The 13,616-nt window shown below is 59.4% G+C and carries 14 protein-coding genes; all 14 read right to left on the bottom strand.

What is annotated here, in order from left to right:
- Positions 1–42: 42 nt before the first annotated feature.
- Entirely contained in the window at positions 43–597 is a 555-nt protein-coding gene (locus tag KUA11_RS00365; protein WP_217408715.1) for a twin-arginine translocation signal domain-containing protein, read from the bottom strand.
- Positions 598–706: 109 nt separating this feature from the next.
- Positions 707–1,000: a hypothetical protein gene (locus KUA11_RS00360; RefSeq protein WP_217408714.1), complete on the bottom strand. Its 294-nt coding sequence runs from the start codon at positions 998–1,000 to the stop codon at positions 707–709.
- 961 nt (positions 1,001–1,961) lie between these two features.
- Positions 1,962–5,771: a hypothetical protein gene (locus KUA11_RS00355; protein WP_217408713.1), complete on the bottom strand. Its 3,810-nt coding sequence runs from the start codon at positions 5,769–5,771 to the stop codon at positions 1,962–1,964.
- On the bottom strand, positions 5,771–6,394 hold the full coding sequence (locus KUA11_RS00350; protein ID WP_217408712.1) for a phage fiber-tail adaptor protein: 624 nt from the start codon (positions 6,392–6,394) through the stop codon (positions 5,771–5,773). The genes KUA11_RS00355 and KUA11_RS00350 overlap by 1 nt, the downstream gene beginning before the upstream one ends.
- Positions 6,381–7,013: a glycosyl hydrolase 108 family protein gene (locus KUA11_RS00345; protein WP_217408711.1), complete on the bottom strand. Its 633-nt coding sequence runs from the start codon at positions 7,011–7,013 to the stop codon at positions 6,381–6,383. The genes KUA11_RS00350 and KUA11_RS00345 overlap by 14 nt, the downstream gene beginning before the upstream one ends.
- Entirely contained in the window at positions 7,010–7,279 is a 270-nt protein-coding gene (locus KUA11_RS00340; RefSeq protein WP_217408710.1) for a hypothetical protein, read from the bottom strand. The genes KUA11_RS00345 and KUA11_RS00340 overlap by 4 nt, the downstream gene beginning before the upstream one ends.
- A gap of 68 nt (positions 7,280–7,347) precedes the next feature.
- A complete protein-coding gene (locus tag KUA11_RS00335; RefSeq protein ID WP_217408709.1) occupies positions 7,348–7,545 on the bottom strand; it encodes a hypothetical protein in 198 nt (65 codons plus the stop codon).
- A 7-nt stretch (positions 7,546–7,552) separates the two neighbouring features.
- A complete protein-coding gene (locus tag KUA11_RS00330; protein WP_217408708.1) occupies positions 7,553–8,449 on the bottom strand; it encodes a hypothetical protein in 897 nt (298 codons plus the stop codon).
- Between the two features lie 3 nt (positions 8,450–8,452).
- Positions 8,453–9,046 carry a YmfQ family protein gene (locus KUA11_RS00325; protein ID WP_217408707.1) on the bottom strand — a complete coding sequence of 198 codons (594 nt, stop codon included), beginning with the start codon at positions 9,044–9,046 and terminating at the stop codon, positions 8,453–8,455.
- Entirely contained in the window at positions 9,043–10,155 is a 1,113-nt protein-coding gene (locus KUA11_RS00320; RefSeq protein ID WP_217408706.1) for a baseplate J/gp47 family protein, read from the bottom strand. Before KUA11_RS00320 ends, KUA11_RS00325 begins: the two co-directional genes overlap by 4 nt.
- Positions 10,155–10,652 carry a phage GP46 family protein gene (locus KUA11_RS00315; protein ID WP_217408705.1) on the bottom strand — a complete coding sequence of 166 codons (498 nt, stop codon included), beginning with the start codon at positions 10,650–10,652 and terminating at the stop codon, positions 10,155–10,157. Before KUA11_RS00315 ends, KUA11_RS00320 begins: the two co-directional genes overlap by 1 nt.
- Positions 10,653–10,658: 6 nt before the next feature.
- Positions 10,659–11,171, bottom strand: coding sequence for a phage baseplate assembly protein (locus KUA11_RS00310; RefSeq protein ID WP_217408704.1), 513 nt, complete (start codon positions 11,169–11,171; stop codon positions 10,659–10,661).
- 6 nt (positions 11,172–11,177) lie between these two features.
- Positions 11,178–12,317, bottom strand: a complete 1,140-nt coding sequence (locus KUA11_RS00305) for a phage baseplate assembly protein (protein WP_217408703.1) — start codon at positions 12,315–12,317, stop codon at positions 11,178–11,180.
- Positions 12,314–13,612 (bottom strand): DNA circularization protein, encoded by a 1,299-nt coding sequence (locus KUA11_RS00300; RefSeq protein ID WP_217408702.1) that lies wholly within the window; start codon positions 13,610–13,612, stop codon positions 12,314–12,316. Before KUA11_RS00300 ends, KUA11_RS00305 begins: the two co-directional genes overlap by 4 nt.
- Positions 13,613–13,616 lie beyond the last annotated feature (4 nt).

The following is a 13,616-nucleotide window of genomic DNA, read 5'->3' as shown; positions in this document are numbered from 1 at the left end:
GCCAGAAGGCGATGAGGACGGCCGCAATGCCGATGATGAGGGTCATGAGACCCCCAGCACGGCCAGCGCCTGCGCCTCGGTCATGCTCGGCGTCGCGCGCGCAGCCGACGACACGCCGAGCAGCCCACGGAACACGGAGATGATGGTGTCGAGCGCGCTGGACGCGGTTTTGGCATCGGCCAGAACAGACGCGGAGAGCGACGTGCCGGCCCCGCTGATCGCGGCCTCGATGCTGTTCCCGACCTGTTCGATGTCCGCGAGGATACTGTCCACGCGGGTCTTCCAGTTCGTGTCGTTGTAGCTGATCGTCAGCGTGGATCCGGCGGCATCGGAGAACGCGGTCAGGGCGCCGGACAGGGCGGTATCCGCCACGGTGATCGCGGCCATGTAGAGCGAGAGCGCGGGATAGGCAGAGAGGAATGAGGCCACCGTCGCGGCGGCATTGAGCCCGGCCTGTCCGTAGTCTTTCACCTTCGTGACGTTGAGCGTGATCGTGGTCACGCCGTTCGTGGTGCTGGACGTGCAGGCCGCCAGACCGATCGCGCCGACGCCGAGCGCGGAAGAGCGGAGGAAATTGCGGCGGGAGAGATTTTTCATGGGATTGCTCCGGGCATAAAAAAAGCCGCCCGGTTGGGGCGGCTGTCAGATTACGTGTCTTCACGGGGCCGGTGGCTATCCGGCAGGACGTGGGGAGTGGCGCGAGCGGTTACTTCTTCTGCCGCATCATCATGCCGGCATTGATTGCCTGCCCCCAGTTGGCGCCGAGGTAATTCAGCACGCGATACAGGGGCCACAGCTTCGATCCCTGAGGAGGGGCGGGGATCTGTGTGGCGACAATGCCGACAATGCCGACGCCAATCAGCGCAGAGCCGAGCCATCCTGCGTAGGGTGGAGGAAGTTGGGTGATTCCGACGAGGAGCGCTCCACCAAGGGAAGCCGCTTTCGTCGTCTGCACGACCGCCTGCCGTGCACTTGGCGGCGCACTGTTTGAGGGGTCCATTTCTGGCTCCTGTTTTGTTTATTGTTTGTTGTCTCAATATTAAATGCATAGTTTTTGAGACAATTTGGTAAGCTCAGCCTATGTCTTGGCTTCGCAAACTTTATGGCCGTCTTCATCGCGCCCTATTCCCGCGAAAGCGTGCCACTCAACGTCCCACTCAACCCGAGCTTGCTGCGGCGTGGGATGAGGGCTGGAAAGAATGGGATTTTAAAGCGGACGAAGAAGGCCCTCGCTGGCCTCCAGACGTCCGCGATGCATGGCGGAGCGGATGGCAGGCCCGCGAGGATATGGAGCGGGGCAATTGGTAGAAGTGCCTCGGTGCCCAGAGGTTAAGGCCGTCCCGGTGTAGGAGCAGTCTATTGGGTGGGAGCGGTTAGGCGGAAGCATTCCATCCAATTGCCCCAGATAGAGAACGAAAAATTATAGCCAAAAAACTTTTATTTATGCTGCTATAACACGTATGAAATTTACCGTATTCTTATAGTGAATCGCTCAAATACATAGTGCCTTCTTGAATGGATTTACTGATCTTTTTTAGTTCAAGCTTAACAGCACTAGGAACGCAAGCGTAATTATCGGCAGTAACATTTAAATCCAAGTCAAAATTATAATCTTTATGCACGGTAAAGGTCACTTTAACAGAAAAGCACCTCGAGCATGTATTTCCGTCTCCTTTTTTTTCGTGAATGCTCTTTATGGAGAATATTGCAGGTGTTATGTTAGTCATAAGTTTCAACCTCATATTACACTAGAACGACCCTTCACAACATCAAGCGTATGAAGGCTAAGAACGCATTATTTCCCATGGTTGAGGAATAGCGCGCTCTTAGCCAATCGTAAGACAGCAGCAGCCACCTAGCCAAGAGGGACTATGTCCTGTCGCGCATCTGTTTTTGACGGGAACAATCACTGTTCCGGTCAACTCCAAGACGCTGCGCGATGAGGGCCGAAGCCCGTCCCATCAAATGATCACGTTCGGAGAGGCAATCGTCCAAGTCGTGCCAGACAACACCTCGTCTGCAAACGTGGTCTGCCCAGCGGACGTAGCGGTCGTGAAATCGACACCGCAGAGTTCCTTGCCTGTGCCGTCGAAGAGCTTCCCAGACCGCATTTTTGCCCCAGTATTGGCGCTGCCGTTCGTCCCGGCGGCGATGGCATTGGACGCCGCCACGTCGGAGATTGTGGTTATCGTCGTCGAGACGAAATTGATCAGAACGTCAGTTGTCCCGTTGTTGTAGAAGAAACTGGCACCGCCCGTCGCGCAGGATAGACCGCCTGTCGTAGTGATCGCTGCACCTGAGAGGTTCAGCAGCCCCCCGCCAACAAACCGTCCGCCGATAATCGCGGTATCCGACAAGCTTTTCGCCGCCATCCAGCACGATTGTGCCGCACCATTTCCCCACGCAAACCCGAATGCGCCGCCTTGCCCCCAAACCAGTGATGCGCCCGCTTTGGTGGTCATGGAATTAGCGCCGTTCGAATTGCCGCCCGAATTGCAGCCGAACAGGATCACGTTGTTCGACGTAGAGGAGTCTGTGTAGGTCAGCGTCGGAACATCCATATCAACACGAATCTCAACAGCGTTGGTGATCCCCAACGGTGCTGGGGCATTTGTCCACGCCGACCCGGAGCCGCCTTCGATTTCCATTTCGTGCAGAGTGGACGCTGCCTCTGGTGTGGCGCTCGCGTCTGTCGCATAGGTGGTGCCGACACTGTTGGTCGCGCCGACTTTGACAGTCGTGGCCGTTCCGTTGGTCAATCCGGTGATCACATAGTTCCCCGGTGCCGTCAGTGTCGTCACGGGGCTGGACGCATCGTTGACTACAATCGGGTATCCCGTGATCGTGGCCCCGCCGTTATTGGAGGGAGCCACGACAGAGACAGTGATCTGTCCGTCGCCCGCCGTCAGCGTGAACGTCGGTGCGGACGACACTGTAGCGGACGCGGCTGGTGTGGTGCTCGCAGGGGAACACTGCGCGCCCTCACCAACGCTGTTCGTTGCCGTTGCCGCGAAATAGACCAGCGTTCCATTCGGCTCCGGCGACTGCACATAGGACACCGCTGATGAACCGTTGGCCGCCACAGTGCCAACTTTCGACAACGCCGATGCGCTTGTGCCGGAATAGATCGTATAGGACGTGACCGTCTGACCGCCATTATTTGCTGGCGGCGTGATATCAATCGTTACCTGCGCGTCTCCCGGCGTGAGTGAGATCGACGGGGCATCTGGGACTGTGCTGGAGAGTGGCGTCACTGTGACCGGATCAGACTGCGCCCCCGATGTGCCGTCCGCATCGATGGGGGTGGCGGCGATATAATAGAGCGTGCCAGCAGTCAGCCCCGTTGCAGCGTAGGTCACAGCGGATGTCCCGTTCGCAGCCACGTCGCCGATTTTTGTCATCGTAGCCGCTGTTGCTCCGGCGTAAACGTCGAACGACGCAGCGGCTGTTCCAGCGCTCGACGGCGTCACCGTGATCGACGCGCCACCGACTGTTGCGACCGCCGAGACTGTGGGGGCGTCGGCAGCAGGCTCGGTGACAACAACGGAGACCTGCGCAGAGGTCGGTCCATCACCACCGACACTGAACGGCGTGAACGTGAGATACACCGTCTCTCCGACACTGAAACCCTCGGGGATGTAGCTGGTCGCATTTCCGGGGATCACGGCAGAGAACGACGTATCTGACGCTGATGTGCCGCCCGTGACGCGGATGCCAGCAATATCGCTGGTCGCGGTCGAGGGGAGCACCCATGAGAAAACAGGATTTCCGTTCGTTGAGACAGCAGCCAGATTGGTCAGCGTGCTCGGCGTCGTGAATGTGCCCGGCGTCGTCACGATGTCAGCCGCAGACCACTCCAGCGTTCCGAACTCGTAGGGCGCGAGCGATACCTGACGGGCCGTCCCGGTAATACCGTCACGCACTACAGCTGTATCCGACACCGTCTGATTATTGAATAGGGCAACAACAATCGACCCATCAGGGCGCATCCCGCAGATATTCTGGATTCCCGCGTAATTGATGCCGTAGCCGGGGCAGGTTGATTTGATGATCCGTGTCCCCGGCGGAAATTTCTCCGCGATGTGCGTGAGGTAATAGTATTCCGGAGTTTCGGTGACGGCCAATGTGGACCGGTTGAAGTTCAGCACACCGTCAAATGTGTTCCCCTTCGTCAGGCTCGCCTGCCACGGGCCGCCGATATCATCAAGCAGCATGTTCCACAGCGTGATGCTGCAACCCCAAGCCCATGCGTTGCCGATGAACATCTCAGGGATCATCATCTGCGCGCGCAGCACAGCCGTGTAGCGTTTGTCCGCGCAGTATTCCGTCATATGGGCGCGGACTGGTTTGTCCGTATATCCGGCCAGTAGGCCGATCTGCTCAGAAACGCTCCCCTCATAGTTGTGAAATGCGTAGTCCTGCACCCACGCAGCGCTGTTCAGCAGCGTCTGTGTGAACCGGTTCTGTTTGGAGCCATCCAGTGCATAGCCCCACGAAACGTCTCCTCCCATAACACGCGTATCGAGACCGGATGCGAGAAGCTGAGCGCCAAGGATGGGAGCAAACGCAGCAAGATTTGCAGCAGACAGGTAAGTGGACGGCCAACTACCGCTGCCAAAATTATTCTCGTTGCCCATTGTGACGGCCCAGATCGGGACACCGTGCGCCTGATAGGCAAGGCAGAATTTGGAGATATAGAGGGCGTAGGCCGCGTAAACCTGAGAGGTCCCAATCAGAGAACCGGCGTCCCATGACGGCCCTTTTCCGGAGTAGGACGTCTTAAACATCAAAGGCGGAGTCCATGCGGAGCCGATGACTTTTACGTTCGGATTTACTTCAAAAACCTCACGAATTACTTTCAATTTAAACAGTTCATCACGACCGAGAGCAAACGTGCTGCATGTCCAGTCGTCGGTTACGTCGTCTGCGATATAGGGAGGCCAATCAACAGCGCGGTAATCGCACGGACCAATCTCCGTCCGCATCGTATTCTGTCCGCCAGCGCCCCAAATTTTGTCATAGAGCGCGAGGCGGTCGGACTTGTTGGGAAAATACGTGAGCAGATTATAGGCCACACTGTCCGTGATAGCGCAGCCAACGCCGATCCACTCCTGAAGTAATGTGCGGGGGTCAACAACGATTTGATTCGAGCCGCCATTGTTCTCGGGGACAGAAAACGCACCGATTTCCTGTTCCGCAATCGGTGCCGTCAGCCCCAAATCCGTTGTTGTGAGTGTCGGCTGAATAACCATGCCGTGCGTAATTTCCGACGATCCGCCTGAGCCACCCGCTCCAACCGCGCCCGGGGGAGCCTGAAACGTGAATGGGGCCAGCGCGGTCCCGTCAGACAAGGACGGGGTAGCCGTCACAGTGCTAGGCTGGCCAGCGACAACAGCACCCTGAGTCACAGAAATCGCGCCAACAGATAGGCCATCCTTTCCCGGAGTTCCGGGATCGGCTGCGGGCAGAGCCAGCGTCAGATTGGTCGCGTCGAACGTAGCACCGGACATAAACGCCGTGGCCACGACATACCCGGTGCCCTCATAGGTCACGTAGTCGCCGACAGCGTAGGCCGTGTTCGCGGCCCATGCACCGCGCGGGTTCCATGCGCCGGATTTAGACGCGTCCTGCAGTCCCTGCAGAACGTCGAGTTCTTTGCCGTCGGCGCCCAGAATGGACAGCTGGTCGATCGTGCCGGTAGCGGCGTCCACGCTTTCGAAAGAAGGCGTGCAGGTACGCATCTTGTTCGTCGAAGATGTGGTTCCAGACATTACGCGCTCGCTGAAATAAGGATCCCACCGTTGCTCTTTGAGCCGGCGGGCGGATTATCGGGATTGGTGGTGTAGGCGATGCCGCCGTTGCTGCCCGTGCCGTAGGGAAGACTGGTGGCGCCCACCTGGAAGACCCCGTTATTGAGGGTCCAGTCAGAAGGAATGGCGTTGGTCGGCGGATCCGTGGCGGCACCCGCGTCGCCGATGCGGATCCACACCACAAAACTCTCTGTGCGGCCTTGGAGCGTCGTCACAGTGACCAGAACACGTTGCCGGTAGCCCGGACTCCCTGATGCCAGCATCAGGACGACCTGCGTCCCCTGATAGACTTTGGCCCAGAGAGAGGTGAGGTCATACGAATACCCCTGAGCGTCCGGGAAAGAAGCAACTGCGGATTTCAGCTGATCGCCTGTTCCCAATAACCAAAGACGAAGGTTCAGAGTGTAGTCCAGCTGAGCCGCTGAGCTTTTCTCCGGCCAGACCGGTCCATCCGGTTCATGGTCGATCAGCGGCCCAATCCACAGGCCGCGCTCTCCTATGCGGGGAGGACGCCTGGATGCTTCCAGCGGATCAATGGTGACCATTCGCCCAGGCCACGGCGACAGGCCGTCAGGAAGAGACATGAGCCGCCTCCATCATGCCAATCGCGGTCTTCGTCCGACGATCCAGCCTGTTGAGCCAGCCTATTCCGAATGTGGGGAAGGCGCCGCAGCTTCGGTAATAGACTTCCTGCAGATCCGCCACATAGAGAATGGCGGCAGAAGCCTGCCCCACGAGGCTGACGTTCAGGACGGCTTTCGTGAGGGGGCCGATGATTCCGTCGACCCTGACGCCGAGTATCCCCTGGAGGATTTCCGCACGCGCTTTTGTAAGTCGCGTCGCTTTAAGGCCCACGCCAACTGCCTGAGCAGAAGCAAGCGTTTCGCGAGAGCGCTCGGCACCGACCAGTATTCCATGATCAAACCCCATCAGATCAAGGCCCGGGTTCAGGCCGTCACCTCCCACAACGTCCCAGTATTTGGCGCGGTAGATGGCAAAAGTTGTCTGGCGTGCCAGATGGAGCATGTCATCGACGGTCACGTCGCGACCCAGCCAGCGTGCCAGCATCCAGGGGGTGATTCCCATATTGGTGCCGATCAACTGGCCATTGGCCCAGTTGCCGGGATCGTTTGGGTTGGCCTGATATCCGCGTTCCTCATTCACGGTGAATGCGGCGCAAGCGTTCCAGTTTGCGGCGGTCATGGCATCATCCAGTGCAATACGTACACGACGCCGGCGGCGATCCCGCCGCCAAGACCCGATGCGCCGGCAATGATCATCTCGCGACGACTGCCCAGCGCATTCAGCTTGTTGAGGATAGCGTCCTGCGTTTTCTCAATTCCAGTGAGGGAGGTCTGCTGGACGCTCTGCAATGTTCGGATTTCCACCACATCGGCCTCAACGCGCTTGACGTCGCCACGCAGCGCATCGAATTCGGGCCGGGTGACGACTGTGTTGGTCTCAGGCATTCAGTGTTCCAGATACGAAAAACCCCGCACGCGGCGGGGCAGGGAAGGTGGTGCTGAAGAACGGAAGATCAGCTGCTCGCAGCAGGCGGAGAATAGATACTCCCTATCGGATATTTTCCGTCTGGATCGGCAATGAGGGCAAGACCATCTCCCGGAGAGTAGGGCGATGATCCATCCCAGTTGATGCGATTCACAACAGACCCAACCGCTTCGGAATCTGCCGCCACAGTTCGATAGACAGCGTATGTGGAAATGGATGCGGTCATGACGTCCTCACGAGTATTCGTAAACAATGACGAGGCCAGGCGCCCCTTTTCCACCGGTCAAGGCTTCGCCACCTTCGGGTGAATAGGTGCCGCTGCCGCCGGATCCGTATCCGGTGCCATCATCACCATTCACGTTTGGCGCGCCGTTTCCACCGCCCGCGCCAAACCGTGAGTTACCGCCGTTCGCCCCAAAGCCAATTGTCTGTGACAACGCGACACCCTCACCTCCGGTGAAATCCCTGATAATTTCGAGCGGCACGACCGATGCAGAATATGTTGGTGCCAGATAGGAGTGACCTCCCGTGGCAGACGGGGCGCTCACCTGATTTAAGCCGGTTCCCGCCGCACCGCCTGGACAGGTAATATAGGAACCGAACGACGAAGAATTACCGACTATACTTGTCCCGTTATAGCCATTCCCGGTTTGGGCTCCGATCGTTACCTCGCAGGAAACGGGGGATGTAATCTTGCCCTTCAGATAGCTTCCTGCGTTTCCGCCTGATCCAACCGAGCATGTTCCTGTCCCGGCCTGCCCGGTGCAACCATAACCCGAACCACCGCCGCCCTGGACTTCAACGATGATGGTATTGGTGCCAGCGGTCGGCGTGTACGTGCCCGATGAGGTGAAAGTCTGGACATTCAGCAGCCGTCCCGGTGCAGCTTTCACCAAGGACTGTACGGCCTGAGCAACCTGTGTCCAGTCGCCTGCTGACGGCGTAATGCCGGATTTTTCAACCAGATTATACAATTCTCCCATGACCATGTTGTAGTGGTACGCAGGGAAAGTGGTGGCACCGACGCCGGCAGCAGCATTGCCATCGGTCGCCCATTGCGCCGTCCCCGACGCAGGCGCGGTATCGCGGTCTGCAATGGCAACTGAATTGGATGCTATCAAAAGATCCATGGGTCAGCTCTCGTAATTGAAAAGAAGGACGGTATGCGCGGGCTTGACGCGCGTGAGTTCGCATTGGAGGACCGTGTCACCCCACGAGGCGAATGGCTTTCCGAACTGGTCGCCAAACGTCAGGCGTGTGATTGAAAAGTTCGGAACATTGACCTGCCAGGTGTAGGCTAGGTCATCACCTCCAAAGGTCATGCCGAACTTGTTCCCGAAGCGAGACGGCGTGAACTCCGTAATGGTGATCGCGTATCCCAGCGACGCCGCAAATGCGACAAAGTAGGGGATCGAGCAGCCTCCCGTATTCGTCAGACGTGACACGATCTGCAGGCGCTGCTGGGCCAGCGTGGGGTTGTCACCCGCACAGGGATCCGGAAGCCCCAGAGTTTCCTGCCATTCGGTCAGCAGTTCCGTCGTGGTGGCCGGGAAGGCATCGACGAGAAGATTGGCTGCGCGATCGCTCTGCCGCTCATAGGTGGGCGCCCAGACCGAGGCGATCTGGGACGGTATCCCGTCCGGCTCGCGGGACCATACCCGCCCTCTCGGCAACAGCGTCAGAAGCGCACGACGAAAAGCGTCCGCTGAGAATGATGGCAGGCTCATGCGGAAAAACTCACCGTGCCGAGAATAGGCATTGATCCGACATTATCGGCGACCACTGGCGCGGAAGGGCTGGTGACGTTGAAGGTGGACAACCCGATCGCCGCCAGTGCCTCGTTCCAGTAATTTGGGTGGATCGTGCCGCCTGGCGCCGAAAGGCGGCGGAACATATCGGTCAGAGCGTCAGTGATGGCCGCCTGATTGTCAGACGTGTTGTCATCTCCCAGATCGGCAATCACAAAACTGACGGGCTGGGCAATTGGCGAACACACAACGACCAGGGCTGTTACGGGGCGCACGTCATAGAGGGCATTGGCCACAAGCAACTGATCGCCAGCCGCAGTGGTGTAGCGCATCTCGGCCGTCGCGGCTCCGTCTGCTCCCTGGGGGAAACCACCATCTGCTGCCCGAACCGTATCGAACATGACGTAGACAACAACGGATCCGGCGCCTGCGCCTAACGGGTTGACCCAGGCGCGGGTAACGCCGGCCACGTCTTCAGCCCAGCCGATGTAATCGGCCTCATCGCCGCTCTCACCGCCTTTGGCGTAGGCCGCCATGATACGCGTCCGCAGATCCTCGTCCGCCTCTTCGTCAGCCCCGCCCGTAAAGGCGACAGTGACCGTTCCAGAGGTCTGCACGCCCGGCACAGGACTGGATAGCGTGGCGATAGCTCCTGCCGCAATATTGCCATTCGCCCCAGCGCTCTGGGCAGCGCAGCTGACGGTCGCAATACCATTCGAGATCACGCTGTCAGAGGTCGTCACGACTGCGACGCCATCGGCGACGATCTCCGTGCCCACAGGAATGTCCGCATTTCCTGAGACCGGAAACGCGATCTGTCCCGAAGATGTGGTCGCGGCTTTGCGATAGACACTCTTCAGAGCGCCCCAGGCTTCCAGCCATTCGTCGGTGGCTGTCCACGGGACCGCCTGTTTCGCGATCCAGTCGAGGTAACCGTAGGTCAGGTGGGTGAGGCCTGCGAGCACCATGGACAGAACGTAGAGCACGGAGAAGCGCAGCAGTTTCGTCACGCCTGGAATGCCGCCATTCTGGACATCCTGCAGCGCTTGTTGGCGCAATTCGGTCAGCGTCGGTCGTGCGTAGGCCATTACAGGCCCTCCCATGCCCATGAGAAAAGAAAGGTCTGAGGCTGGGCCGCTCCGGGCTCCAGCAGAGACACGGCAAACTCGGCCGTTGATGCACTTGTCGCGCTCCAGGCCGTCGTCACAGTGATGGTGTCCACGATCCCGTCATCGATGAGCCACTGGAGCGATTCACGCACGATCTGCTCGAGCTCGAGGAGCACGGCCGTCTCGCCAGCCTTGATGGCCCGTCGCAACTGCCACAAACGTGACCCAATCGGACGGTCAGCGTAAGCATCCCCCCACCAACCCCGGCGATCGGACATCGCACTTGTCGCCGCGTTGCCGGGCGCCTGGATGCCGACGGCGGCGTCCTGTGCCGATGGCTGGTCCGGCGCCACCCGATCAGTGAAAAGGCTGACCATCACGGCTGAGCGCAACGGATTATCCAGCCCCAGATCGCCGCTCACGATGGGCCAATCGCCGCGAGCCTGCGCGACGTTCCAGACGATTGCGATATCCATGGTACCTCAGGAAACGGGTGCGCCGGACGTGTCGGATCCGCTTTTCACGCCGCTATGTTTGTGGGTGTCGAGCGATACGCCATTGGCGACGACATCACCGGTTGCGGTGATCTTTCCCGAGACTGCGATGTCGGCAGCGATCGTGAGCTTTTTGTTGGCGGGCGAAATCGCAACGGATCCGTCCGCCTTAAGATCGATGCGGCTTCCAGTGCGGGGATGATAAACAGTCACCTCTCCCGGCTGGAGATCCGTGGGCCGTCCTCTTTGGTCTCCGGCCGCGACGGCGACGCCGCGGGTTCGGTCGCCGGAGAGAAACGCCACTACGATGTCGCTACCCGGCACCGGCCGGCTGGCAAACCCGTAGAGCTGCATCAGCGGCACGTCTGAGCGTATCTCTCCGCCCGGCAACGCGACCTGCAGCGTCGGCGTGGCTTTTGTTTCGTCTGTGTCGGCAGTCTGGCGCGCAAGACCGAAGGCCATGGCGACCCGACGTGCGAGCCGCGAGAAAGGAGTGGCCATGTCGCCTCAGCTGTTAATGGCCTGCACGGCCTCATTCGATTGTGCCGGCAAGAGAATAGGTTCCGGCTGGAAGGCAGCTGGCGGCATGAGCACCACGTCGGCACGTGTCCCCTCGGAGCCTTTACGGAAGGTAATTTCGCCGATCACATAATCGATCGATGAGCCAGCCTCATCGGTGAAGGGTGCGAGCGTGTTCGGGCACCAGATCTTGCCCTCGCTGTCCACCCAGCTATCGCAGGTCACGGTAATGGGCCTGCTACGCCCCCAGCGACGTGCCGCCTCCCAGAGAACCCGCTGTTGAGCCACCGCGGCGTTGGCGTCTCCCAACTCGACCGGAATCAGGAGCGGTCGGTTGCGGGTGATCGTCACATCCGTTGCCTTGGCTGGACTGGAAATCGCCTCCATCTGCCCAACGTAATCGGCCTCGTTCGGACTGGTGAATAGCATGACGGTGTTCTGAAGCACGGCCGTGATCGTGGAGTATCGTCCCGCCATTGAGCGCGCCCGAGTGCAGTGCTCAACATTCCCACCCATCACGAAACCGGACGCCATACGCGTCGATCCAACGCGAGACATCGTCACATTTCCATCTGGTCGATCGTAGAAAAGCACGCCCGCCAGCCGCGCGAGCCGTTCGATCACTTCGTAGGCGGTTTCCGTCAGGATAACGGAGAACTGCTGGATATCGGTATTACCTGCGTCGCCTACGGCAATGACGTTAATCCCGGCAAAAGCAGCCACCCGCTGGGCAACTGCCAGCGCGTTCGTGCTGTTCATCTGATAGGTCGAGAACTCAGCCGAGCAATCGACCAGATCCATGCTTTTGCTGGCGATCTGCAGGCGGACCTCGTGACTGTCCGGCCCTTTGCTGTCCACCACACCAACGACATAGCCGGTGATCAACGGTGTCGTGCCGATATAGATCTGTGCCGTGTCTCCCTCATTCACTTTGAGCGGCAGGCCACCCTGTGGCTGCCGATACGTAATCCCGAGATCGGCTGTCCACGGCATGATCTCCACGCCCACTCGGATTGTGGCCTCTGTCCAGCCGGTAACAATCTGGCTGCCAATCACGGCCACAACCTGCGCGGCACTTTGCACCCCGTAGCCCAGAATGGAGGCGATCTGGGAAATGACGCCACTCATGCTGAAAGCGCTTCGAATTCAGTGGGCATGAACGCCGGATGGACAGGATCGGCCCACTGGATCAATTCGTCGGCGCGCGTAGCATCGGCGTAGAGCTGCTGCCCAAGAACGAGGGCGGGGAGGCAGGCATTGCGCGTCACTGTGATGACGTCAGGCAGTCGCGCTGCCCGATCCGTGAGATCCTGCGCCACCTGACAACGCAGATCGTGGAGAGCCTCGTAACTGGCATCATCTCCCGCATCCCCCGCAATCTCCTCTTCGGCCGCGATCAGAGCGACGATACGGGCTGCCATTGTCTGCGCCTCTGTCGAAGACGATGCACTCCACTCCGAGGAGGCTTCAGCAATGGAAGCCAGAGCCGCACGCCGGCAAAGGGCTGCGGTCTCGGTCTGAACTGTTGCAATGGCAGCGCCAATGGGCGCCTCGGACGGAACAATCTCTGGTTCACAAGATGCCAGAGGCCACAGAAGAGCAATCTGCGTTCCCGGATCCGAGATATTGCTTCGCAGCGTTTCGGTGAGCGTCTGGGCGGCTGTCGCGATATCCGACGCGCCAGTTAAAGCAGAGAAGCTGGCCACAGCCGAGGAAACCGCTGCCCGTCCAGTTGTCAGGCTCGCAAGGACGCTTTCGACCGTTGCGGAACTATCGGTCTCGGCACCATTTCCGCCGACAAACCGTCCATACGAGCCGTCCAGAACGGAGATGGCGGCAGTCTGGGCGCGGGGAGACCGCATAGCGGTTACGGCGCCAGCAGCCCATGAAGAGGCTGTCGAGCGCGCCGCGTTTTCGACGGACGAGCCCTGGTCAAAGGCAGACGCCGTGCGGGATTGGTAACTCGAACTCGACGCGGCGCTCAGCGCGATGGCGGATGCCGCCACCGCAGCATGCAGAGCCGTGACAATCAGTGTGGAAAGCAGATCCACATCTTCGACAAACAGAAATTCGACGGAGACGATATTTCCGCGTCCATCCGGCTCCTGCCATTCGAATTGCATGCAGTAGGCTTCGACCAGACCGATGCTTGGATGCATCAGCAGCCCTGATCCCGCTTGCTCTGCAGCTTGGGAAAGCAGATCTCGCTGAGTGTAGGCCAGGGCTCCGATTGTAAAGCCGCGAATGCGCCATGAACGTGCCGCGCGGCCCAGATCTTCGACCCAGACGCCGTCCTTACCTGGATAATCATGGGCAGCCTGTTTGCGCCCATTGGTGCCACCACTTCCGACCACCACGAACGGAACGCCCCGAAAGGAGCACTGCAGATATTCCGCAGCCGTTGTAATCAGCGTTCCGCTCATGTGA

It is taken from the genome of Acetobacter estunensis (assembly GCF_019083805.1).
Classification (GTDB): Bacteria; Pseudomonadota; Alphaproteobacteria; order Acetobacterales; family Acetobacteraceae; genus Acetobacter; species Acetobacter estunensis_A.
The sequence above is the reverse complement of the archived record's forward strand: the minus strand, read 5'-3'. Positions and strand labels throughout refer to the sequence as shown.